Source organism: Amycolatopsis cihanbeyliensis (assembly GCF_006715045.1).
GTDB lineage: Bacteria > Actinomycetota > Actinomycetes > Mycobacteriales > Pseudonocardiaceae > Amycolatopsis > Amycolatopsis cihanbeyliensis.
This window is the reverse complement of the sequence record NZ_VFML01000002.1, coordinates 600,370-623,469: the sequence shown is the minus strand read 5'-3', so window position 1 is coordinate 623,469 and position 23,100 is coordinate 600,370. Positions and strand designations below refer to the sequence as shown.

Here is a 23,100-nt window from a genome sequence, read left to right as displayed (position 1 = left end):
CGGTGGCCGGTCCTATGGTGACCTTCGTGGACAGCGATGGGGGCACCGGCGAGTCACTGGTGCGTGGCAAGGCCCTGGTCAAGCGGTTCGGCGAGTTCGAGGCCGTGCGCGGGATCGACTTCCACGTCCGGCAGGGCGAGGCTTTCGGGTTTCTCGGCCCGAACGGTGCGGGCAAGTCCTCGACGATGCGGATGATCGCCTGCGTCTCGCCCCGCTCGGACGGTGACCTCGCGGTCCTCGGCCGTGATCCCGACCGGGAGGGGCCGCGGATCAGGGCACGGCTCGGCGTGGTGCCCCAGCAGGACAACCTGGACGGTGAGCTGACCGTCCGGCAGAACCTGCAGGTCTACGGCCGCTACTTCGGCCTCTCCCGTTCCTGGGTGCGGGAGAAGGCCACCGAGCTGATGGACTTCGCGCAGCTCACCGACCGCGCGCAGGACGAGGTCGAGTCGCTGTCCGGTGGGATGAAGCGCCGGCTGACGATCGCCAGGTCGCTGGTGAACGACCCGGAGCTGCTGTTGCTGGACGAACCGACCACCGGGCTCGACCCGCAGGCGCGGCACCTGCTGTGGGACCGGTTGTTCCGGCTGAAGTCACGGGGCGTCACGTTGATCATCACCACCCACTACATGGACGAGGCCGAGCAGCTGTGCGACCGGCTGGTGGTGATGGACGGCGGGCGGATCGCCGCGGAGGGCGCGCCCGCCGAGCTCATCGCCCGCTACTCCACGCGGGAGGTGCTCGAGCTGCGGTTCGCCGCCGGGACCCAGCAGGACGCGGCCGGCTCGGTGGAGGGACTCGCGCAACGGGTCGAGGTGCTGCCGGATCGGATCCTGCTCTACACCGACGCGGGGGAGTCCGCACTGGAGAAGGCGCACGCGCGCGGACTGCGCCCGGTCTCCAGCCTGGTGCGCCGCAGCTCACTGGAGGACGTGTTCCTCCGGCTGACCGGCCGGACGCTGGTGGACTGACCGATGGCAACGGTGGAATCAACCGGACGGGTGGTCGGCCCGGTGCGGGCGATGTGGCTGCGGGTCGAGGGCCACTGGGTCTGGTACCGGCGCTACTGGACCTCGAGCCTGTACTCCTCGGGCCTGCAGCCGGTGCTCTTCCTGGCCGCGATGGGCCTCGGTTTCGGCTCTCAGGTGCAGCCGGGGGCGGCCACCGGTGGGCTGTCCTACCTGCACTACGTGGCCCCCGCGCTGCTGGTGTCCGGGTCGATGATGTTCGCGGTCGGGGAGTCCAGCTACCCGGTGCTGTCCGGGTTCAAGTGGCAGAAGGACTACATCGCGGTCACCGCCACCCCGATCACCCCGGGGCAGTTGCTGGGCGGGCAGTTGCTCTGGGTCGGCATGCGGCTGCTGCTCGCCGCCGTGATCTACGTGTTGATCGCGAGCCTGTTCGGTGCCTGGCTCGACCTGGGCGTCCTGCTGATCGTGCCGGTCGGCGTGGGTACGGGGCTGGCCTGCGCGGCACCGGTGATGGCGCTGGCCGCGAGCACCTTCGACGAGGGGGAGCGGTTCGCCGCGGTGTTCCGGTTCGTGGTCATGCCGATGACGCTGTTCGCCGGGACCTTCTTCCCGATCACGCAGATCCCCATGGGCCTGCGCTGGCTGGCCTGGATCTCGCCGCTGTGGCATGGCAACGAGCTGGCGCGCGGGGCGGCCTTCGGCGGCCTCGAGCCGCTGCCGGCGTTGGGGCACGTGGCGTTTCTCGGTGCCGTCCTGCTGGCAGGGGTACTCGTGGCCCGGCACTGGTTCTACCGGCGGCTGGTGGTCTGAGCGGCTGTTCGTGAGCTGAACGTAGCTGTTTGAGGTAAGCGGGAGAACGCGCGCGGCGGAGCCCACGAGTGGCGAGGCCGGGCGCACGATCTGCGGAGGTGGCAGTCGTGATGAAGGCCGAGCCCGGCCGAGCCGATCGTGTCGCGCGTTTGCGGGATAGGCACTGAGTGGCCGTGTCGACTTCCGTGGAATCGCCCACCCGGCAGGGCCTGTTGCTCCGGGTGCTCCCGCCCGCGCTCTACTCCGGCCGGGTGAGTGCGCTGCTCGAGCGCTCCATGCTGGTGTACTCGCGGGCCTGGCTGGTGTTCGCCTCCGGGGTGCTGGAGCCACTATTCTACCTGCTCGCCTTCCAGGTCGGCTTCGGCAAGCTGGTCAACGAGGTGGCCGGCCCCGGTGGCCAGGTACTGAGCTACGTGTCTTTCGTCGCCCCCGCACTGCTGGTGTCCTCGGCGATGAACGGCGCGGTCTTCGACGCGACCTTCGGCGTGTTCTTCAAGTTCCGCTGGTCCAAGCTGTATGAGGCGATGCTGTCCACCCCGGTGGGTCCGCTGGACATCGCGATCGGGGAAATCGGCTGGGCGGTGTTGCGCGGCGGGATGTACTCGGTCGCGTTCTTCGCGGTGATGGCGGTGATGGGCCTGGTCACCTCGCCCTGGGCCCTGCTGCTGGTCCCGGTGGCCGTGCTGGTCGCGTTCGCCTTCGCGGCGATCGGGATGGCCTGCGCCACCTTCCTGCGGTCACCCTCGCAGTTCGAGTTCATCCAGCTCGCGCTGATCCCGATGTTCCTGTTCTCCACGACCTTCTTCCCGCTGTCGGTGTACCCCGAGCCGCTCCAGGTCGTGGTGCAGTGCATCCCCCTTTACCACGGGGTGGAGTTGGCACGCGGGTTCGCCACCGGGGTGCTGGACCCCAGCATGATCGGCCACACGGTGTACCTACTGGCTCTGGCCGGCCTCGGGGCATGGGCCACCGCGCGCCGGATCGGCACGCTGTTGCTGCGTTAGTTCACGGTCGGCTCACGGCATTGCCGGCCGCTGCGAAGGCGTCCACCATGCCGTGCCCGTAGAAACCGTTGTAGTCGCGGTACCCGGCGCAGTAGGCGTCCTGCCTGCCGTCCCCGGTGAGGTCGTAGTCGGTCGGGCAGGGGATCGGCGTGGCCTCCTCGCCGAGCGTGCGGGCCAGCCCGGCCGCGGATCGGCCGGGTGCGGCGGAGGCCATCAGCGCCGCCACCCCCGCCACATGCGGCGCGGCCATCGAGGTGCCGCAGCGTGACGCGTAGCCACCGGGAACGGTGGACAGCACGCAGTGGTCCGCGCTACCGCCAGGGGCTGCCACGTCGACCACACCCAGGCCGTAGGAGCTGTAACCCGACTTCACCCCGTCGCCGGTCACCGCGGACACCGTCAGCACGTCGCGCAGCCCGGCGGGCAGTGCCTCACAGCCGCCGCGTTCCCGTGGCCGCTGGTCCCCGCTTCGCGGCGAGGGGGTCAGGTTGATCGCCTCGTTGGTGGCGGCGGCGACGTTCAGCGTGCCGACGGCGTGCGCGTACTCCACGGCGCGACCGACCGCCTCGCGCGCTACCCGCTGCCGGTCGTCGAGTCGGCAGGACAGTGACCATGGATCGACGAAGAAACTACTGTTGGTGACGGTCATGTCCTGCTCGGCGGCCCACATGAACCCGCATACCGCGGCCGCGGGGTCGACGTGTCCACCATCGTCGATGACCCGGATCGAGGCCAGCCGGACACCGGGGGCGACCCCGCTGATTCCGTGGCCGTCGTCCGCGGCCGCGATGATCCCCGCCACATGGGTGCCGTGTGCGGAGGCACCCGGCTGCCAGGCCGACCGCGCGGTGTCCGGTGTGCCGGTCAGGCAGCTCGCGGAGCGGGCGGGATCCACCGCGGCCCGGAGGTCGGGGTGTGTGGGGTCGATCCCGGAGTCGAGCACGCCGACCACCACGTCCCGCCTGCCGGGGTTGACCCGTCGCGCCCAGTCCGCATGGATCGCCTTCATGTTCCACTGCTCGCCGGTGCGGTCGCCGGTCGGCACCGCACCCGGCCGTGGCCCGCGCGGGTCGTCCGGCAGGGTCGCCGAGTGCCCGCCGGGTTCTGCGGCCAGCCGGTCGGCCTCCGCGCTGAATGCCCTGTCCGGACCGATGTGCTCGGCGAACCGCTGGTCCGCCGAGGTGGCGATGGCCACCCCGATCTCGGGATAGTACGTCGTCATCGCACCGCAGGCCGTGGCCACCCGCTCGCCGGCCGTGCGTTGCGGGGTTGAACGGTCGAATAACACAACGTAGCGTAGGCTGTGCCCACTGTTACTACATGCGGGTTCCTCGTCGGGCGGGGCGCCGGCTGCTGATGCCTGACCGGACAACACCAGTATCGCGCAGGCGAGTGCCGCGTTGGTGAACCGCAGCACGGACACCGGAACCTCCATGGATGGGGCGCTGGGGTGCTGCCTGCACCGGGATGGCCGTTGTCGACCGCCGGTGGGCCGCTCCGAGGCGCACGGTAGCCACCTCACCGGGAGCGGACAAGCGATCGGGCAAAGTTCGCCCGGCCGGTGGTAGGTGCGCGGTCGTGCGGCACCGAGTACCTATCGGTACGCCTCCGGTATGGGATACTCGGTGACGGCTACTGGTCCGTTGGCACCTCGGCAGGCGAGGTGTGCGATGGTCCGATGGCCCGGTGACGTACCGGACGAGCGCCATGACGTCGCCGCCGGGACCACGTGAGGTGCCCGGTGGCTGGACGATATGGGAGGCGGCGAACAGCCGGGGAGTTCGGCCGGTGCATCGCCGAGTGGACCTGCCACCGGGGGCATCCGGGAGTGCCCGGCGCCTACCGTGGTGTGAACAAGGAGGGTTATGCGCAGTCCAGCCGATCGGGTCCGTCCGGACTCGGCCCAGCGTTGCTCGTGGCGGCTGGATGCTGGTGAGGTGGGCACGACCGACGTGCACGGCCCATCACGCGCGCGACTCGAGGACTGACCAGAGGATTCCCGCCGCCGGTGCACACCGGTGGTGGACCAAAACAGGAAAGGGCCCCTGCGCGGCCGCGTCCAGCCGGCCGGTGTCGGTGTCGAGACGGTCTCGACGTCGGCACCGGGCCGGTGGACGCGCCCGGGGGCGGAGGAGATGTATGTCGAACGCGGAGACACCCGCCGAGAACACCGGCGGGACCGCCGCCACACCCGCAGCCGGCCCGCTGGCCGAGTTGCCCGCGCGGATCAGGGTGCACGCCCTCGCCAAGTTGCTCGGTTCGAGCAGCAGGGAAGTGCTGGGGCAACTCACCGAGCTGGGGGAGAGCGTGCGCAGCGCGCAGTCCAGCGTCCCGCGTGAGGTCGCCCTGCGGGTCGGCGAGGCTCTCGGGGTCGGCGGCACGCCCGAGGAACAGAACGAAACGGTGACATCGGACACACAACCGGTTGAGCAGGTCTCGGCCGCCCCCGCGGGGAGCGAGCCGGGGCAGGAGAAGTCGGCGCGCCGCCCGCATGTGCCGGTGTTCGCCGCGCCCTCCCCGGTCTTCCTGCCGCCCGAGCCGGCCGCCGGGGAGAGCCCGCAGCCCGTCCCCGCGGACGAGGAGCCGGCCGGTCAGCCGTCGGATGAGCAGGAATCCGCTGGTCACGATGTCGACGATGACGGGGAGGACGGCGATGCCGACGGCGGTGCCCGCCGCCGTCGGCGCCGGGGTCGCCGTGGCCGCGGGCGCGGCAAGGGTGCCGAGGACGGCTCCGCCGAGGGATACCAGGACGACGGTGGCGAACCGGGTGAGCCCGGTGAGACCGGGCAGGCCGCGAGCAAGGACGACGGCGGCAAGAAGGACACCGCTGGCAAGGACACCGCTGGCAAGGACAACAAGGACACCAACAAGGACAAGAAGTCCGACAAGTCCGACAAGGCGGCCAAAAAGGACGACAAGGACAAAAAGGACAAGGATGCGGCCGCCGGTGAGGGCGCCGATGCCGAGGACAGCGAGGCTAGCCGTCGCCGCCGCCGTCGCCGGCGCCGCAAGGGCGGGGACGGCGACTCGGCCGATGGCTCCCCGCAGGACGACCCGCCGAACACCGTGGTGCATGTCCGCGAGAGCAAGGGCGAAGGCAACGACAAACAGGACAAACAGGACAAACAGAACGACAAGCAGCGGGACGGCGTGCGCAGCGTGCGTGGCTCCACCCGGCTGGAGGCCAAGCGGCAGCGCAGGCGGGACGGCAGGGAGGCCGGGCGCCGCCGCGCACCGATCCTGTCCGAGTCGGAGTTCCTGGCCCGCCGCGAGTCGGTCGAGCGCACCATGGTCGTCGCGGAGAAGGGCGACACCACCCAGATCGGCGTGCTGGAGGACGGGGTGCTCGTCGAGCACTTCGTGACCTCGGCCGGCAGCGGTTCCATCGTGGGCAACGTCTACCTCGGCCGGGTGCAGAACGTGCTGCCCTCGATGGAGGCGGCCTTCATCGACATCGGCCGCGGCCGCAACGCCGTGCTGTACGCAGGCGAGGTCGACTGGGACGCCGCCGGGCTGGAGGGCAAGGCGCGCAAGATCGAGCAGGCGCTGTCCACCGGCGACAGCGTGCTGGTGCAGGTCACCAAGGACCCGGTCGGGCACAAGGGTGCCCGGCTCACCACCCAGATATCGCTGCCGGGCCGGTTCCTGGTGTATGTGCCCGCCGGTGGCGCCACCGGCATCTCCCGCAAGCTGCCGGAGACCGAGCGGCGCAGGCTGAAGGACATCCTCAAGCGAATCGTCCCCGAAGACGCCGGTGTGATCATTCGCACCGCCTCGGAGGGCATCAGCGAGGAGGAACTCGGCCGGGACGTGCGGCGGCTGAAGGCCCAGTGGGACGTCATCAAGGAGAGGGCGAGTTCGGCCGGTTCCGGATCGGGCAAGCAGAAGAAGACCGGGGCGCCCACGATGCTCTACGAGGAGCCGGACCTCCTGGTCAAGGTGGTGCGCGACCTGTTCACCGAGGACTTCGCCAAGCTGGAGGTGCAGGGCGGTACCGCCTGGGAGACCATCAACGCCTACGTGCAGCACGTGGCGCCCGACCTCACCGAACGGCTCAACCGGTACACCGGCAAGGGGGACGTCTTCGCCGACTACCGGATCGACGAGCAGATCACCAAGGCGCTCGACCGCAAGGTGTGGCTGCCCTCCGGTGGTTACCTGGTCATCGACCGCACCGAGGCGATGACCGTGATCGACGTGAACACCGGCAAGTTCACCGGGTCCGGCGGCAACCTCGAGGAGACGGTCACTCGCAACAACCTCGAGTCGGCCGAGGAGATCGTCCGCCAGCTGCGGCTGCGGGACATCGGCGGGATCATCGTGATCGACTTCATCGACATGGTGCTGGAGTCGAACCGCGACCTCGTCCTGCGCAGGCTTACCGAGTGCCTCGGGCGGGACCGTACCCGGCATCAGGTCGCCGAGGTGACCTCGCTCGGGCTGGTGCAGATGACCCGCAAGCGGATCGGCACCGGCTTGCTGGAGGCCTTCTCCGGCACCTGCGAGCACTGCAAGGGCCGTGGCCTGACGGTGTCCACCGAGCCGCATCGCGGCAACGGCAACAGCGGTGCGCAGCAACACGGCGGCTCGCGCCGGTCCCGGGGCCGCGGTAAGGGTGCTGAGGAGCCCGCGCCTGCCGAGCAGCGTGGCGAGGCGTCCTCCGGGCCGACCCCGGAGCAGCGGGAGTCGGTGGCCACCGCCGTGCAGGCCATGGCCAGCGCCTCGAAGGCGGCCGCGGCGAAGGGCCCGGACGAGGACCGGACGAGCAAGCAGGAACCCCAGGCGGATCAGGCGCAGCCCGAGCAGCACGCCCGGAACGGTCACTACCGGGACCAGGAGGTGCCGGAGGCGGCCGCGTCTCCCGAGCCGGCCGGATCGTCGGAGGTGCCGGAGTCCGCGCAGGCCGCGCAGGTTACGCAGGCCGAGTCCGCCGCCGAGGCACCGAAGCCCGCGGAGGCCGGTGCGGCCGTGCCGAGCGGCGGGTCCGCCGCGCCGGCCCCGGCCTCGCGGCCGACCGGCCGTCGCACCCGGAGGGCCGCCTCGCGCCCGGCCGGGCCGCCGGTCGATGCCTCGGACCAGAGCTGATGAAGAACGGTGGCGACCCCGGTTCAACGGCGACCCCGGGCAGCACGTAAGCTGTTATGTGGCCCGCCGGTAGTTGCGGGCCACATTGCGCGACCCAGGACCGCCTGCGGTGGGCCGGTCGTGCGAGCCCTCACCCATTGTCGAGTAAGCAGGAGACTTCCGTGTCGGCGTACGCGATCGTCAAGACCGGCGGTAAGCAGTACAAGGTGGCCGTCGGCGACGTCGTCGAGGTCGAAAAGCTCGAGGGCGAGCCGGGCACCGAGCACACCTTCCCCGCCGTGCTGTATGTCGATGGCGGCGAGGTCACCACGGACGCTGACGCGCTGGCGAAGGTCTCGGTCATCGGCAAGGTCGTCGAGCAGGCCAAAGGCCCCAAGATTCGCATCCACAAGTTCAAGAACAAGACCGGCTACCAGAAGCGGCAGGGTCACCGTCAGCGGCTGACCCGCGTCGAGGTCACCGGTATCAACAAGTAAGGCTGTTGCTTTTAAAGGACTTGCTTTCAAAGGAGTAGTGACCAGCCATGGCACACAAGAAAGGTGCGTCCAGCTCTCGCAACGGCCGTGACTCCAACCCGCAGTACCTCGGCGTGAAGCGGTTCGGCGGTCAGGTCGTCAAGGCAGGCGAGATCCTGGTCCGCCAGCGCGGCACGAAGTTCCACCCCGGTGTGAACGTCGGCCGCGGCGGCGATGACACCCTGTTCGCGCTGTCCTCGGGTTCCGTCGAGTTCGGCCACAAGCGCGGCCGCAAGACGGTCAACATCGTGTCGGCCGAGGCCTGAGCCCGGCCGCTACCCACGCGAGCACCTGACGAGGGGCGGGTCCGGACACACGTTCCGGCCCGCCCCTCGTTTACGTCGCCCGACCACCACCGACCCGCTCCTACGATGGGCGGTGCGGGTGGTGGGAAACTGTCGAAAGGGTATGGACATGGCGTCCCGGTTCGTTGACCGTGCGGTGATCCATCTGGCCGCCGGCAACGGTGGGAACGGCTGCGCCTCGGTGCATCGGGAGAAGTTCAAACCACTCGGCGGCCCGGACGGTGGCAACGGTGGGAACGGCGGCGATGTGGTACTCGTCGTGGACCCCGGGGTGCACACCCTGCTGGACTTCCACTTCCGGCCGCACGCCCGCGCCGGCAACGGCAAGCAGGGTCAGGGCGGCCACCGCGCGGGCGCCGCGGGCGAACCGCTCGAGCTGCGGGTCCCGGACGGAACCGTCGTGCTGGCCGAGGACGGCGAGCTGATCGCCGACCTGACCGGCCCCGGAACCACGTTCGTCGCGGCCAAGGGCGGCCGCGGCGGGCTCGGCAACGCCGCCCTTGCCTCCCGTGCCCGCAAAGCACCGGGTTTCGCCCTGCTCGGCGAGCCCGGCCAGGCCCGCGACCTGGTACTAGAGCTGCGGTCGGTGGCCGATGTCGGCCTGCTGGGATTCCCCTCGGCCGGCAAGTCCTCGCTGATCTCGGTGCTGTCGGCGGCCCGACCGAAGATCGCGGACTACCCGTTCACCACGCTGGTGCCCAACCTCGGCGTCGTCACCGCGGGTGAGACCGTGTTCACCATGGCCGACGTGCCCGGCCTGATTCCCGGGGCCAGCGCCGGCAAGGGACTCGGTCTCGACTTCCTCCGGCATATCGAGCGGTGCGCCGTCCTGGTGCACGTCATCGACTGCGCGACCTACGAGGCGGGTCGCGACCCGATGTCCGATATGGACGCGCTGGAGGACGAGCTGGCCCAGTACACCCCCAGCCTCGGTGGGGAGCTGGCGCAGCGGCCGCGGATCGTGGTGCTGAACAAAGTGGACGTTCCCGAGGCGGCCGAGCTCGCCGAACTGGTGCGGCCGGACCTCGCGGCACGCGGGCTGCGGGTGTTCGAGGTGTCCACCGCCACCCGGCAGGGGCTCAAGGAGCTCAGCTACGCGCTGGCCGCCGTGGTCGAGGAATACCGCGCCGAGCAGCCGGCCGCGGCACCGACCAAGGTGGTCGTGCGGCCCGCGGCCGTGGACGACAGTGGGTTCACCGTCGAACCGGACCCGGAGGAGCCGGGCGGGTTCATCGTGCGTGGCCCGCGCCCGGAGCGCTGGATTCGGCAGACCGACTTCGGCAACGACGAGGCCATCGGTTACCTCGCCGACCGGCTCAACCGGCTCGGCGTGGAGGAAGAGCTGGCTCGCCAGGGCGCACAGCCCGGCAGCCCGGTGACCATCGGCGACCGCACGTTCGAATGGGAACCGTCCACCCCGGCCGGGGTCGCCATGCGGATGTCCGGCCGCGGCACGGACACCCGGCTGGAAGAACACGGCCGGGTCGGTGCGGCCGAGCGCAAGGAGGCCCGCCGGCTGCGCAGGGAAAGTACGTCCGACGAGGATGCCGAGCGTGAGTAACACCCGGCAGGCGATCGCGACCGCGAAACGCCTGGTGGTCAAGGTCGGTTCCACCGCACTCACCACGGCCGGCGACGGCCTGGACGTGTCCAGGCTCGACGCGCTGGTGGACGCGGTCGCGGCCAGGGTGACCGGGGGCAGCCAGCTCGTGCTGGTGTCCAGTGGCGCCATCGGAGCCGGGCTCGCGCCGCTCGCGCTGGGTACCCGGCCGCGGGACCTGGCCACCCAGCAGGCGGCCGCCAGCGTGGGCCAGCTCGCACTGGCGCACGCCTACGCCGAGTCCTTCGGCCGCTACGCGCTCACGGTCGGGCAGGTGTTGCTGACCTCCGACGACGTGGTGCGGCGCGCGCACTACCGCAACGCCGAGCGCACCTTCTCCCGGTTGCTGGCGCTCGGCGCGGTTCCGGTGGTGAACGAGAACGACACCGTCGCCACCGAGGAGATCCGGTTCGGCGACAACGACCGGCTCGCCGCGCTGGTGGCGCACCTCATCGGCGCCGATGGCCTGGTACTCCTGTCCGATGTGGATGCCTTGTATGACGGGGATCCCCGCGACGGTGCGACGCGCAAGGTCACCGAGGTCACGGGGGAGTCGGATATCGAAGGCCTGACCGTCGGCATGTCCAGCTCCGGGCTCGGCACCGGGGGAATGGTGTCCAAACTGGCCGCCGCGCGCACCGCCGCGGCGGCGGGCATCCCGGTGCTGCTGGCCGCGGCCACCGAGGCATCCCGTGCGCTGGCGGCCGCCGACGTCGGCACCGCGTTCCAGGCCGCGGGTTCCCGGCTGTCCGCGCGCCGGTTCTGGCTCGGCTATGCCGCCGGCGCGACCGGGCGGTTGCATCTGGACGATGGCGCGGTCGCCGCCGTGATCGGCCGCAGGCGCTCCCTGCTCGCGGCCGGTGTCACCGGCGTCGACGGCGACTTCCAGGCAGGCGACGTGGTGGATCTGGTCGATCCGGCGCAGGAGGTGGTCGCCCGCGGAGTGGTGGCCTTCGACGTGGCCGAACTGCCTGCCATGATCGGGCGATCCACCCACGATCTCCCCGCCGAGCACCGTCGCGAGGTCGTGCATGCCGACGACCTGGTGCCGCTGCGCCGGTCACGGTCTATGCGGTGAACAGCCGGTCCAGCCGGTAATCGATGAACGCCACCGCTTCCCCCGTGGTGTACGAGCCGATGAGGATGCTCACGGCCAGCCCGGTGGTCAGCGCGATGAGGCTTTGCACCTCGATGAGCGGGTCGATGCCTTCCGGCTGCGACTTCTCCACCAGCGGCACGAGTGGGGACGCGAGTTCCCGTGGGATCCCGCTGAGCAGTTCCCGTACATTCTGGTCGGTCACGGCGTAGAGCACGTAGGCGTAGTACACGGCTGAGGTCTGCCTGCTGTCCTCGTCGGCAGGCAGCTGGCTGACCAGGGCAGCCCGCAGGACGGCCCGGGGATCACCGGAGCCCGTGGCGGCGTCGATGTCCGCCGTCATCCGTGCCACGGCCACCTCGATGATGCCTTCCAGGCCGTAACAGATCAGCTGGTCCTTGGTGGTGAAGTAGTACTGCACCAGATTCATCGACACGCCTGCCTCCGCGGCGACCCGGCGCAGCGTGACGGCCGGTAGGCCGCCTTCGGCGGCGATGCGCCACAGCGCCTGGATGATCTCCCTGCGACGTTTCTCGTGATCCACACGCTTCGGCACGGAATCACTCTGCCATATGGGTGTTGGCAATCTGGCCCCCGCTATTTTATAGTGCAACTGCACGATAAAACCGCGGGGATGCCATGGTGATCAGCGGTTTCGCCAACGACAAGGCGAGGAAGCGCTACGCGGAGGTGTACGACGCGATCCTGGACTGGCCGTTGCCCTACGAGGACCTGACGGTCGAGACGTCCTTCGGGCCGACCTACGTGCGGCGCAGCGGGGGTGACGGCGAGCCGCTCGTCCTGCTGCACGGCTTTACCGTTACATCCCTGATGTGGCAACGGTACGCGGCCGAACTTGGTCGTGACCACGTGCTGTACGCGGTGGACTCGATGGGCGAGCCGGGCCGCTCCGTGCAGACAGCACCGATGCCCGACGCGCGGGCCAACGCGGACTGGCTGGCCGAGGTACTGGACAGCGTGGGGCACGACAAGGTCCACCTTGTGGGGCTATCGCGCGGCGGCTGGCTCGCGCTCAACCAGGCGATCCACCGGCCGGAGCGGGTTTCCCGGGTGACCGCCTTCGACCCGGCTGGCTTCTTCAGGTCATGGCTCAGGGTGTACGGCTACCTCTGGACGGGGTTGCTGACGATGTTCCTGCCCGGTTTCCTGCGCCGGCGGATCAAGGCGGACTCGAAGTACAGCGGGTTCGTGGATCCCGCGATCCGGCGGCTGATGATCGCGCAGCTGCCATTCCGGATGAAAGCGTTCATGATCGGCGACTTCACCGACGAGGGGCTGCGGGGGATCTCGGTACCCACCCGGATCATCCTCGCCGGGCGGAGCCCCCTACACGACGCCCGGGAGGTACAAGCCAGGCTCGCCCGGCTGGCTCCCGGCGTCGAGACCGAGATCGTGGACACCTCGCACGGACTCGACCTGGTGGAGCCCACCTTCCTCCGGGACCGGATCATGGGCCACCCACGCTCGTGACGTTTAGCCGGTGACCACCCGGACAACGTGGTCCGGGTGGTCCAGCCATAGCCATTGTTTGCCGTCGCGGATTTCCAGGCCGAACCGTTCCATTCCGGGTTCGTCGTTGTCGTGCCACCAGTCGTAGGCGGCCTCCACCTCGTCCCACAGCTTGCGCGGTCCGAGCTGCCGCACCTGGTAATGCGTTGGTGTGTTGACGTCCCAGTACATCCGGGCGAAGGAGCGGGCGAAGCCGTCGTCGAGATCCACCACGTGGTGGTAGTCGGCGGGGGTGTTGAAGTCGATGTGCAGGTAGCAGTCCGGGACGAGCGCGCCGATGGCGAACCGGCCGAGTTCGGGGTTGAAGATGTTGTCCCCGTCGCTGCCCCGGCAGCCGGTTTCGGTGAGCGCGGCCCGCTCGATCTCGGATTCCTCGGGCTCCCAGCCGTAGTACGCGGCCCGCTGGTCGCGTAGTCGCATGAAGGCCAGTTGGTCACGGAATCGTCCGGTGGCGTTGCCGTCCTCGTCCTTGTCGAGTACGAGCATGCCGCCGAGCCAGTCGTTGTCCCACGGGCCGACCAGCCGTCCGCCCGGACGGAGCTGCTCCAGCCACGCCGCGGGCAGTACCTCCCGGAACGAGGCGGTGGCGATGATCCGGTCGTACGGCGCGCCGTCCGGGAAGCCTTTCGCGCCATCGCCGGTCACGACCGTTGGTGAGTACCCGGCGCGATCCAGCGCGCCGCGAGCGCGTTCCGCGAGGGTGGGGTCCACCTCGACGGTGACCACTCGACCGGCGTCACCGGCCCGGCGGGAGAGCAAGGCCGCGTTCCATCCGGTCCCGGTGCCGATCTCCAGCACGCTCTGCCCGTGCCGCACGTCCAGCGCTTCCAGCATCATCGCCACGATGCTGGGCATGCTGGACGAGCTGGACGGCCAGGGAAGCTCGCCGTCGGGTGGGTCGGCGCCGAAGTTGACCTGTGTCACCAGGTAACGATCTTCCGTGATGGCCCGGGCCCACCGTTGCGGTTCCGTGCTTTTCGAGACAGCCGACAGGGCCAGTTCGCCATCGGCCGTGTCGATCCAGATGGTTTCCGAGATGAACCATTCCCGGAAAACCTCCGTCAGCAGGCGGCGCCAGACCGGATCCGATGAACTCACCGCTGGTCGTCGTTGCGGTCGCTGTCGTCGTCGCCTCGATCGTCCTTGCTGCGTTTGTCCGGGCTCGACTCTTCGATCGGCTTGGTGTTGCCGTGGGTGTAGCGGCCCTTCTCATGGCCATCGCCACGATCGGCCGGAAGTTCGTGCCTCGCCATGATTACTCCGTCGCATTATCGTTGCGCAACTGACGATTCCCGATGCGAGATGACATGGCAAGGTAGCCGGTGTGAATACCGTGCGGTGTGCGACTACCGAACGTGCCTGCTAGTGACGGGTTGTTCAGGTGTGAGTTACACGTCGAACTCGCCGTTCTTGGCACCGTCCAGGAAGGCCAGCCATTCCTCGCGGGTGAACACGTGCGGGGGCCTGCCGCGATCCTTGGTGTCGCGCACGGCGACCCGGCCATCGGCGGCATAACCCACCTCGACACAGCTTCCGCCGTTCTTGTCGCTGGCGCGGGCCTTGCGCCAGTTGGTGAACTCGTTGGTGTGGGGAACCATGGGACTCTCTTTCGGCGGACGGATCTACCGGAACCGGTCGGCTGTCTGTAGCAGGAGCTCCTGGGAGGAGACCGGATCGAGTGCTGTTCCAAGCAGCCGGTTCCACAACGCATTGTAGTCACGGATGTCTTGCAAACCGTCGAGATAGTGACCGTTGTTGTACTGCTCTACGTAGATGTACTCGAGCGGAGGAGCTTCGCGCCCTGCCGAGGCCACCTGCACATGGGCGAACGGAAACATCGTGCTCGGCGCGGTGCGGCATCGGAACGGCAGTATCTGTAGCTGGATATTCGGGCGCTTTGCCACGTCGGCCAGGTGAGTCAACTGCCCGCGCATGAGTTCCGGATCGCCGATCATGCGATGCAGACTGGACTCAGACAGGACCAAGGTGATCGTCCGTGCGCCCGCCTTCGTGATCACATGCTGCCGGGCCAGGCGTGCCCGCACCATGCCTTCGGTGGTCTCGTCATCTTTGCGAACCTGGGCCTCGGCCAGCATTGCTCGCATGTAGTCCTCGGTCTGAAACAAGCCGTGGACGACCTCGTTCTGGTAGATGTTGATTGCTTGGGCGTCGGCTTCCAGGTCGACCGCCATGCGGAAGTACTTCGGGTAGGTGGAGCGGTAGCCGGTCCACCTACCGCGGTTGGCCGCGCCCTTGTTCAGCTCGAAGTACCAGTCCAGGTCAACCGGGTCGCCGCCCTCGGCGGTGATCGCGGCGTCGTAGTACTGGATCAGTGCCCGTAGGTCGTTCGCCTTGATCCCGGTGATGCCGTTCTCCAGCTTGGAGGCCGAGGTCGGGCTGCGGTCGATGATCTTCGCGGCCTCGTCGAGGGTCTTTCCGGCGCGTTCGCGCAGGTGACGTAGCTCGTTGCCCAGTTGAAGCCGCCGCACGGTTGGGGTGGGCATGGTCGTGATCCCCCGTCTCGGTTCTCGGGCGACACCGGTCGTGTCGCATTGACGTTTCGCAGTTGCGATCCTGCGCTTCATCTACTGCATATCGCAGTTTCGATGAGACGTAGCGGCGAGTAGCGTAGTTTGTCGCCAGAGTGAGAGGGTGTGGTGGAGATGGCTTTGCACTGGCAGACCGGCGTGTCGGTGGAGTCGTGGGTGGAGATCGCCAGCGGAACCGAGATCCGGTACGAGGTGAACCCGTGCGACCGGTCGGCGACGTTGTTCTTCGGGAGTCACTGCGACTTCGTGTTGCACCTCGAGGGCGACAACCTGCGCAGGCTCGCCGAGGTCGCACCGAAGGCGCACGCCGAGCTGTGCGAGGCCGGGTGAGCGTTACCGGAGCTCGGTGTTCCTGGTTTCCGGCAGGGTGAGGATGACCAGGAACCCGACCACCGCCCCGGCGGTCACGTACCAGAAGAAGACCGAGGATGCGCCCGCTTTCGCCAGGGCACTGATGATCAACGGGGCGGTGCCGCCGAAGCAGGCGACGGTCAGGTTGTACCAGGCACCGATCCCGAGCGCGCGCAGGCGAGTGGGGAACAGCTCGCTCATGATGGCCGGGGCGATCGAGGTCATCGCGGTGTAGCAGGCCAGACCCACGCAGAAGACCACGAGCAGATTGAGAAATCCCGGGCGTACCAGGGTGGACAGCGGAACGATGAGTACGGCGGTCGCCGCGGACCATGCCAGTAGCTGCGGTTTGCGGCCGAAGCGGTCGGACAGCGCGCCCATCGGGTACTGCAGGGCGACGAACAGTGCGGTCGCGACGGACAGGGCCAGGAACACCTCCACCTCCCCCACACCACGGTTGTTGACCGCGAACGGGGTGAGCGCGCTGAAGAAGGTGTAGTAGCAGAGGGTGGACAGCATCGTGAAGCCCACGAGCTGCCCCACGGCTTTCGGATGCTGCCGCAGCGTCGTCGCCAACGGGTGCGGCACCCGCCGGGCCGCCTGCTTGTTCTGCTGGTACTGCTCGGTCTCGGCGAGGTTGCGGCGCAGCCAGAGGCCGATCACCCCGAGCGCGCCGCCGACCAGGAACGGGATCCGCCATCCGAAGGACTCCATCTGAGCCTGCTCCAGCGTGCGGGCGAGCACGAAGCCGAGAATCGAGGCGATCAGCACCGCGCCGCCGGTGGAGATGTAGAAGAACGAGGAGTAGCGGCCCCGCCGGTCCGCAGGGGCGATCTCGCCGAGGTAGGCCGAGGCGTTGGAGACCTCACCACCCAGCGAGAGTCCCTGTGCGACCCTCGCCAGCAGCAACATCACCGGGGCGAGCCAGCCGACCTGGTCGAAGGTGGGCAGTACGCCGATCAGCACCGAGCCACCCGCCATCAGCATGATGGTGAGGATCATCGCCGGTTTGCGGCCGCGCAGGTCCGCGAACCGACCGAGCAGCATCCCGCCGAGCGGGCGGAAGAAGAACGCCAGCGCGTAGGTGGCGAAGGTGTTGATATCGGCGAGCTCACCGGGGAAGAAGGCGCTGGCGAAGTAGATGCTGAACGTCGCGTAGATCGTCCAGTCGAACCATTCGAGTGCGTTGCCGATGCTGGCGGCGACCAGCTTCCGGACCGGCAGCCGGTGCCTGGCGGCACGCCGGACCTCCGATTCGACCACGCCGCCCTCCCCAGTGTCGTGCCGCGCCGATGTGGGAACTTTGCCACAGTCGGCCGAATATTCGTAAGGTGTTGACGCGGGCCGCTCAGGATGTGGAAGCCAGTACGAACGGCAGCACGGCCGGGGCGCCTGCCTCCCGCAGCATCCGGGTGGCCAGCGTCATGGTCCAGCCGGTGTCGATCAGGTCATCCACCAGCAGAACCGGCCCGCCCGGTTCGGCCAGTGCGGACCGCACGTCCTCGGGCAGGGTGAGCCGCTCCCAGAGGTCGGCGAGCCGTTGCGCGCTGTTCGCCCTGCGCGGTGGCGGTCCGGTCGGCTCGACCATGCCGAGCAGCGGCAGCCTGCCGACCTCGGACAGCCTGCTCGCCAGGCTCCGCATCAGGTTCGGCCGGGCGCGGGAGGCGATTCCGGCGATCGCGACCGGGCGCACCGGCCACTCCCAGGCCGCGAGTACCGCGAGGCAGGCCTGGAACACCTGCTCGGGCACCGCCTGGTCGGCCGCTCGCGTGCCGACCAGCTCGCGCAGCCGGTTGCCCCAGCCGATGTCGGTGAGCCTGCCAAGGGCCCGCCCGGGGTCGGCCTGCTGCGCCGCGCTGATCTTGCCGGACAGCGGGACATCCAGGGTGCCCATCCCGGTCGGCCACTGCTTGCGCGGCGGCAGTTCGATGCCGGGCCGTCGCAGGCGCTCCCGGGTGCTGGCCGTGGTGCTGGAGGAGACCTCCACCGACCAGTGCCCGCCGGTGCAGTTGTCGCAGCGACCGCAGGGCGCCGCGTGCGGATCGTCCAGCTGGCGCAGCAGGTACTCCATCCGGCACCCCGTGGTGTCCAGGTAACCGAGCATGGCCTGCTGCTCGTCCGCCCTTGCCTGGCTCACTCGCCGGTACCGCTCGGCGTCGTAGCGCCACTCCCGCCCGGTGCTCTCCCAGCCGCCGCGGACCCGGCGCACCGCGCCGTCCACGTCCAACACCTTGAGCACCATCTCCAGCCGGGAGCGGGACAGCTCCACCACCGGTTCCAGTGCCGCGGTCGACAGCGGGCGGTCCGCGTACACCAGCGCGTTCAGCACCTGGGTGACCCGCTGCTCGTCGGGGAAGGCCAGCGAGCCGAAGTAGCGCCAGATCTCGGCGTCCTCGGCTCCGGGCAGCAGGACGACCTCGGCCCGCTCGACGCCGCGCCCGGCCCGGCCGACCTGCTGGTAGTAGGCGATCGGCGAGGAAGGGGCGCCGAGGTGCACCACGAAGCCTAGATCCGGCTTGTCGAACCCCATACCCAGCGCCGAGGTCGCGACCAAGGCCTTCACCCGGTTGGCGAGCAGGTCGTCCTCGGCCGCGTGCCGTTCGGCGGGGTCGGTCCGCCCGGTGTAGGCGGCGACCCGGTATCCGTGCTCGGACAGCAGGCCCGCGACGTCGTGCGCGGCGGCGACGGTGAGCGTGTACACGATTCCGGAACCCGGAAACTCGGCCAGGTGCTCGGCCAGCCAGGCGAGCCTGGCCTCCGCCGTCGGTGGCGTGACCACCGCGAGACGCAGGCTCTCCCGGTCCAGGGGTCCGCGCAGCACCAGGGCGTCGCCTTCGTGGCCGACGCCGAGCTGGTCGGCGACATCGGTCACCACCCTGTCGTTGGCGGTGGCGGTGGTGGCCAGTACGGGCACGCCGTCCGGAAGGTCGGCCAGGAGCGTGCGCAACCGCCGGTAGTCGGGGCGGAAGTCGTGCCCCCAGTCGGAGATGCAGTGCGCCTCGTCCACGACCAGTAACCCGGCGGAGGCGGTGAGCTTGGGCAGTACGGCGTCCCGGAAGTCGGGGTTGTTCAGCCGTTCCGGGCTCACCAGCAGCACGTCCACCTCGCCGGCCGCGATCCTGGCCTGCACCTCGTCCCATTCCTGCGGGTTGGCCGAGTTCATCGTGGCGGCATGGATGCCGGCGCGGGCGGCCGCCGCGATCTGGTTGCGCATCAGTGCCAGCAACGGCGAGATGATCACGGTCGGGCCGCTGTCCTGCCGGCGCAGCAGCGCGGTGGCGAGGAAGTAGACGGCGGATTTGCCCCAGCCGGTGCGCTGCACGACCAGGGCTCGCCGCCGGTGCGCCACCAGCGCCTCGATGGCGGCCCACTGGTCGTCACGCAGCACGGCGTCCTCGCCGGCCAGCGCACGGAGCAGGTCGGCGGCGTGCGCACGGAGGGTTTCGGTGTCCACGGCGCCAGGTCTACCGCATCGGGCCGACGGTCCGCGCGCCGGAGTTGGCGAGCGAGGAGCGACGGGAGCGTTCGTGACATCGATCGCAGCGAACGGGTGATTCACGCCACAGTTCCAAGTCGCGTCATGGTCGGCCCACCCGGGACTCTCCTGGGCATGTCAGTGCTCGCGGGGGAGCGGCTGGCATGCGGCGGTTACCCCCTTGGACCGCCGAACAAAGGCGCGGTGCGTGGGTCCGGCAGGGCCGGGGAGCGGAACGCCGACCCACGCACCGCGTGACCTCGGTGTATAGGGTTGGTTGCCATGTCGCCACGTCGTATCGGGGTTATGGGGGGCACCTTCGACCCTGTACACCACGGTCACCTGGTCGCCGCCAGCGAGGTGCAAGCCCGGTTCGGCCTCGACGAGGTCGTCTTCGTGCCCACCGGCCAGCCATGGCAGAAGTCGGGCCGGACCGTCACCAAGGCGGAGGACCGCTATCTGATGACGGTCATCGCCACGGCCTCCAATCCGGTGTTCTCGGTGAGCAGGGTGGACATCGACCGCGGTGGGCAGACCTACACTGTGGACACCCTGCGGGACCTGCGCGCCGAGTACCCGGAGGACGAGCTGTACTTCATCACCGGCGCCGACGCCCTGGAACAGATCCTGACCTGGCGAAACGCCGACGAGCTCTTCACCCTCGCGCATTTCATCGGGGTGACGAGGCCCGGTTACCACCTCAACGACCACCACCTGCCCAGCGGCAAGGTCAGCCTGGTCGAGGTGACCGCGATGGCGATCTCCTCGACCGGCTGCCGGGAGCGGGCCGGCCGCGGTGAGCCCGTCTGGTACCTGGTGCCTGACGGTGTGGTGCGATACATCTACAAGCGCAAGCTGTACCGCGGTCACCAACCCGGACCGCACGGCGCCTGAGCGCCTGTCCGCGGACCGGGCTCGGCCGCGTGCGGTGAGTGGAGGACGCGCGCGACTCAGCCCTGGGTGGCGAGGCCGGGCGCACGACCTGCGACGGTGGCGGTCGTGACGGAGCCGGGCCCGGCCGAGCCGCTCGTGCCGCGTCGCGGAACAGGCACCGAACGGCCGCGTTCGGGACGGGCGGGTGAAGTACCCTGCTGCGGGCGTACCCATACCCGAAGGAGCACTGTGGCAGCGACGGCCGAGGCACGAGAACTGGCGGTGGTGGCCGCCCACGCGGCGGCGGACAAGAAGGCTATCGACGTGGTCGTGCTCGATGTCTCCGATCAGCTGGTGATCACCGACGCGTTCGTCATCGCGTCCGCGCCCAACGAGCGGCAGGTCGGCGCGATCGTCGACAACGTCGAGGAGAAGCTGCGGATCGCGGGCCACAAGCCGACGCGCAGGGAGGGTGCCCGAGAGGGACGCTGGGTACTGCTGGACTATGTGGACGTGGTCGTGCACGTTCAGCACGACGAGGAAAGGTCGTTCTACGGGCTGGAACGACTCTGGAAGGACTGCCCCCGGATCGAGGTCGAGGGCCTGGAGGCCCGGTCCTCGGCGGCCGCCGAGGACGTGTCGGCCCCGGAGGACGGAACCTCGTGAGTTTGCGGCGGCTCGTACTGTGGCGGCACGGCGAGACCGACTACAACGCCACCGGGCGAATGCAGGGGCACCTGGATTCGGCGCTGACGCAGGTCGGCTGGAACCAGGCTCGGTTCGCCGCGCCCGCGCTGGCCCGGTTCGAACCCGAGTTCGTCATCGCATCCGACCTGCACCGGGCTACCGACACCGCCACGGTGCTCACCGAGGCGATCGGGGTTCCGCTGCGCATCGACAAGCGGCTGCGGGAAACCCATCTGGGGGAATGGCAGGGGCTCACCGGCGCCCAGGTCGACGAACGATCGCCCGGGGAGCGGGAACGCTGGCGCTCCGACCCCACGTGGGCGCCCCCTGGGGGCGAGTCCAGGGTGGAGGTGGCCGATCGCGCTGTCGACGTCGTTGCCGACCTGCGTAGTTCCGGCTCGGACAGCGGGCGGACCGTGCTGCTGGCAGCGCACGGCGGGTTGATCATCGCGCTCACCGCCCGCCTGCTGGAGCTGCCGGTGACGGCCTGGCCCTCGCTCGGTGGCATCGACAACTGCCACTGGGTGGAACTCGGCCGCCGGGACGGCAGGTGGCGGCTGCACGCGTACAACGCCGGGATCGTGGGGTCCGGCCTGCGTTGAGCGCGCACCCGGCCCGGATGATGGTGCTCGGCGACTCGCTGAGCTTCCACGGTCCCGACGGACCGTACCCCGCGGACGAGCCCCGGCTGTGGCCGAACGTGACGGCAGCGGCCCTCGGCGGGCATGCGGACATCGTGGCCAGGGTCGGATGGACGGCACGGGACGCGTGGTGGTCGCTGACGGACGATCCACGGGTCTGGGCCGAGCTGCACCGGGTGGACGTGCTGGTGCTCGCCGTCGGCAGTATGGACGCACTGCCCTCGCCGCTGCCGACCTACCTGCGTACCGGGCTGCGGTACCTGCGACCGCCGGGGTTGCGCCGGGTGGTGCGCCGGGCCTACCTGGCCGCGCAGCCCCGGCTGGCGGTGGCGATGCGGGGCAGACCCGCCGTCCTGCCTGCCCGGTTGACCGCGCACTATCTCGATACGGCGGTCGAGGCGCTGCGCGTGCTGCGGCCGGGGCTGCCGATCGTCGGTTGGTTGCCCGCCGTGCATCGCGCCGAGTCCTACGGCTACGTGCACACCATGCATGCCCGCACCATGGCGGCGGTGGCCGACTGGGCACGCCGGACCGAGGTGCCCGTGCTGGACCTGCCCGAGCTGATCGGCGCGCACGTGCGGGGTGGCCACGGCAACCCGGACGGCATGCACTGGGGCTGGGCCGGGCACGCCGCGGTAGGCACGGCGATGGCCACGCTGATCGCCCCGCTGCTCACCCCCACCGGCAAGTAGGCTTGCGGCCGTGCCGGTTGCCGTTGTCACGGACTCCACTGCCCATCTGCCGGAAGGATTCGCCGACCGGCACGCGGTCCACGTCGTCCCACTGCATGTGTTGATCGACGGCGTCGCCGTGTTGGACGGCGTGGATATCGGACCCGCGGCGCTGGCCGAGGCGCTCGGCCAGCGCCGGATCGTCACCACCTCCCGGCCGACCCCCACCGAGTTCGCCGCGGCGTTCCGGGCCCTGCTGCGAGGCGGCGCCGATGCGGTGGTGTCGGTGCACCTGTCCAGCGAGCTGTCCGGCACCTGGGAGTCCGCCGTGCTCGCCGCGCAGGAGGTCGGCCCGGATCTCGTGCGGGTCGTCGACTCGAGGACGACCGCGATGGGGCTGGGCTTCGCGGCCCTGCGCGCGGCGAACGCCGCGGCGCGCGGCTGCGGGGGAGCCGAGGTGGAGGCCGCGGCCGTGCGCGCGGCTCGGCGCTCGGAGACCCTGTTCGTGGTGGAGACCCTGGAACATCTGCGCCGGGGCGGCCGGATCGGCCCCGCGGCGGCGCTGCTCGGCACCGCGTTGTCGGTCAAGCCGGTGCTGCGGATGGACGAGGGGCAGATCCGGCCGCTGGAGAAGGTGCGCACGATGCACCGGGCCGTCGCCAGGTTGGTGGACCTCGCGGTCTCGGCCGCCGGCCAGGACCCGGTCGAGCTCGCCGTGCATCACCTTGCCTCGCCGGAGCGCGCCGTCGAGCTCGCCAACAGCCTGGAGGACCGGCTGCCCGCGTCCACCGGATGCGTGGTCTCCGAGCTCGGCGCCGTGATCGGGGCGCACACCGGCCCCGGTGTGCTCGGGGTCGTGGTGCAACGTCCCACGGGTCGCTGACCCGCAACCGGCACGGGCCGCCGCGCCGACCGGAACGCGCGGGAAACCCGTTGG

23 protein-coding genes are annotated in these 23,100 nt (G+C 69.8%); 15 read left to right on the top strand and 8 right to left on the bottom strand.

Annotation, left to right across the window (positions count from 1 at the left end; translation table 11 throughout):
* The first annotated feature begins 14 nt into the window (after positions 1 to 14).
* The 3 genes from FB471_RS31505 to FB471_RS31495 all read left to right on the top strand — a co-directional run bounded on the left by FB471_RS31505 (position 15) and on the right by FB471_RS31495 (position 2,785).
* A complete protein-coding gene (locus tag FB471_RS31505; protein ID WP_142003946.1) occupies positions 15 to 971 on the top strand; it encodes an ABC transporter ATP-binding protein in 957 nt (318 codons plus the stop codon).
* Positions 972 to 974: 3 nt separating this feature from the next.
* Entirely contained in the window at positions 975 to 1,781 is an 807-nt protein-coding gene (locus tag FB471_RS31500) for an ABC transporter permease (protein WP_142003468.1), read from the top strand.
* 173 nt (positions 1,782 to 1,954) lie between these two features.
* On the top strand, positions 1,955 to 2,785 hold the full coding sequence (locus FB471_RS31495; protein ID WP_142003467.1) for an ABC transporter permease: 831 nt from the start codon (positions 1,955 to 1,957) through the stop codon (positions 2,783 to 2,785).
* Between the two features lies 1 nt (position 2,786).
* On the opposite strand, the gene FB471_RS31490 is transcribed toward FB471_RS31495, so the two are convergent.
* A complete protein-coding gene (locus tag FB471_RS31490) occupies positions 2,787 to 4,208 on the bottom strand; it encodes a S8 family peptidase (protein WP_246076818.1) in 1,422 nt (473 codons plus the stop codon).
* 716 nt (positions 4,209 to 4,924) lie between these two features.
* Here FB471_RS31490 and FB471_RS31485 point away from each other — a divergent pair.
* From FB471_RS31485 to proB, 5 genes are all read left to right on the top strand, one after another.
* Positions 4,925 to 7,870, top strand: coding sequence for a translation initiation factor IF-2 N-terminal domain-containing protein (locus FB471_RS31485; protein ID WP_142003465.1), 2,946 nt, complete (start codon positions 4,925 to 4,927; stop codon positions 7,868 to 7,870).
* Between the two features lie 161 nt (positions 7,871 to 8,031).
* Positions 8,032 to 8,346 (top strand): 50S ribosomal protein L21, encoded by a 315-nt coding sequence (gene rplU, locus FB471_RS31480; RefSeq protein ID WP_142003464.1) that lies wholly within the window; start codon positions 8,032 to 8,034, stop codon positions 8,344 to 8,346.
* Positions 8,347 to 8,393: 47 nt separating this feature from the next.
* Positions 8,394 to 8,651 (top strand): 50S ribosomal protein L27, encoded by a 258-nt coding sequence (gene rpmA / locus FB471_RS31475; protein ID WP_142003463.1) that lies wholly within the window; start codon positions 8,394 to 8,396, stop codon positions 8,649 to 8,651.
* A 148-nt stretch (positions 8,652 to 8,799) separates the two neighbouring features.
* A complete protein-coding gene (gene obgE, locus FB471_RS31470) occupies positions 8,800 to 10,251 on the top strand; it encodes a GTPase ObgE (RefSeq protein ID WP_142003462.1) in 1,452 nt (483 codons plus the stop codon).
* Complete coding sequence (gene proB / locus FB471_RS31465; protein ID WP_142003461.1) at positions 10,244 to 11,368, top strand: glutamate 5-kinase; 1,125 nt, start codon at positions 10,244 to 10,246, stop codon at positions 11,366 to 11,368. The genes obgE and proB overlap by 8 nt, the downstream gene beginning before the upstream one ends.
* Here proB and FB471_RS31460 read toward each other — a convergent pair.
* Complete coding sequence (locus FB471_RS31460; RefSeq protein WP_142003460.1) at positions 11,358 to 11,942, bottom strand: TetR/AcrR family transcriptional regulator; 585 nt, start codon at positions 11,940 to 11,942, stop codon at positions 11,358 to 11,360. The genes proB and FB471_RS31460 overlap by 11 nt on opposite strands.
* Before the next feature lie 86 nt (positions 11,943 to 12,028).
* Between FB471_RS31460 and FB471_RS31455 the strand changes: the two genes are divergently transcribed.
* Positions 12,029 to 12,877, top strand: coding sequence for an alpha/beta fold hydrolase (locus tag FB471_RS31455; protein WP_170221067.1), 849 nt, complete (start codon positions 12,029 to 12,031; stop codon positions 12,875 to 12,877).
* 3 nt (positions 12,878 to 12,880) lie between these two features.
* On the opposite strand, the gene FB471_RS31450 is transcribed toward FB471_RS31455, so the two are convergent.
* From FB471_RS31450 to FB471_RS31440, 4 genes are all read right to left on the bottom strand, one after another.
* The gene (locus tag FB471_RS31450; RefSeq protein WP_142003458.1) at positions 12,881 to 13,840 is read right to left on the bottom strand and encodes a methyltransferase domain-containing protein; all 960 of its coding nucleotides are present in this window, start codon (positions 13,838 to 13,840) and stop codon (positions 12,881 to 12,883) included.
* Between the two features lie 170 nt (positions 13,841 to 14,010).
* Positions 14,011 to 14,169 carry a hypothetical protein gene (locus FB471_RS34300; RefSeq protein WP_170221066.1) on the bottom strand — a complete coding sequence of 53 codons (159 nt, stop codon included), beginning with the start codon at positions 14,167 to 14,169 and terminating at the stop codon, positions 14,011 to 14,013.
* A gap of 135 nt (positions 14,170 to 14,304) precedes the next feature.
* On the bottom strand, positions 14,305 to 14,514 hold the full coding sequence (locus FB471_RS31445; RefSeq protein WP_142003457.1) for a DUF397 domain-containing protein: 210 nt from the start codon (positions 14,512 to 14,514) through the stop codon (positions 14,305 to 14,307).
* Positions 14,515 to 14,538: 24 nt separating this feature from the next.
* Positions 14,539 to 15,420 (bottom strand): helix-turn-helix domain-containing protein, encoded by an 882-nt coding sequence (locus FB471_RS31440; protein ID WP_170221065.1) that lies wholly within the window; start codon positions 15,418 to 15,420, stop codon positions 14,539 to 14,541.
* 159 nt (positions 15,421 to 15,579) lie between these two features.
* Between FB471_RS31440 and FB471_RS31435 the strand changes: the two genes are divergently transcribed.
* On the top strand, positions 15,580 to 15,795 hold the full coding sequence (locus tag FB471_RS31435; protein ID WP_142003455.1) for a hypothetical protein: 216 nt from the start codon (positions 15,580 to 15,582) through the stop codon (positions 15,793 to 15,795).
* A gap of 3 nt (positions 15,796 to 15,798) precedes the next feature.
* On the opposite strand, the gene FB471_RS31430 is transcribed toward FB471_RS31435, so the two are convergent.
* Both FB471_RS31430 and FB471_RS31425 read right to left on the bottom strand, forming a co-directional pair.
* The gene (locus FB471_RS31430) at positions 15,799 to 17,079 is read right to left on the bottom strand and encodes an MFS transporter (RefSeq protein ID WP_142003454.1); all 1,281 of its coding nucleotides are present in this window, start codon (positions 17,077 to 17,079) and stop codon (positions 15,799 to 15,801) included.
* An 85-nt stretch (positions 17,080 to 17,164) separates the two neighbouring features.
* Complete coding sequence (locus FB471_RS31425; RefSeq protein WP_142003453.1) at positions 17,165 to 19,270, bottom strand: RecQ family ATP-dependent DNA helicase; 2,106 nt, start codon at positions 19,268 to 19,270, stop codon at positions 17,165 to 17,167.
* A 303-nt stretch (positions 19,271 to 19,573) separates the two neighbouring features.
* Between FB471_RS31425 and nadD the strand changes: the two genes are divergently transcribed.
* The 5 genes from nadD to FB471_RS31400 all read left to right on the top strand — a co-directional run bounded on the left by nadD (position 19,574) and on the right by FB471_RS31400 (position 23,046).
* Positions 19,574 to 20,185 carry a nicotinate-nucleotide adenylyltransferase gene (gene nadD / locus FB471_RS31420; protein WP_142003452.1) on the top strand — a complete coding sequence of 204 codons (612 nt, stop codon included), beginning with the start codon at positions 19,574 to 19,576 and terminating at the stop codon, positions 20,183 to 20,185.
* 228 nt (positions 20,186 to 20,413) lie between these two features.
* Positions 20,414 to 20,830, top strand: a complete 417-nt coding sequence (gene rsfS, locus FB471_RS31415; protein ID WP_142003451.1) for a ribosome silencing factor — start codon at positions 20,414 to 20,416, stop codon at positions 20,828 to 20,830.
* The gene (locus FB471_RS31410; protein WP_142003450.1) at positions 20,827 to 21,453 is read left to right on the top strand and encodes a histidine phosphatase family protein; all 627 of its coding nucleotides are present in this window, start codon (positions 20,827 to 20,829) and stop codon (positions 21,451 to 21,453) included. The genes rsfS and FB471_RS31410 overlap by 4 nt, the downstream gene beginning before the upstream one ends.
* Positions 21,454 to 21,470: 17 nt before the next feature.
* Complete coding sequence (gene octT, locus FB471_RS31405) at positions 21,471 to 22,184, top strand: diglucosylglycerate octanoyltransferase (protein WP_142003945.1); 714 nt, start codon at positions 21,471 to 21,473, stop codon at positions 22,182 to 22,184.
* 10 nt (positions 22,185 to 22,194) lie between these two features.
* A complete protein-coding gene (locus tag FB471_RS31400) occupies positions 22,195 to 23,046 on the top strand; it encodes a DegV family protein (protein ID WP_142003449.1) in 852 nt (283 codons plus the stop codon).
* Positions 23,047 to 23,100 lie beyond the last annotated feature (54 nt).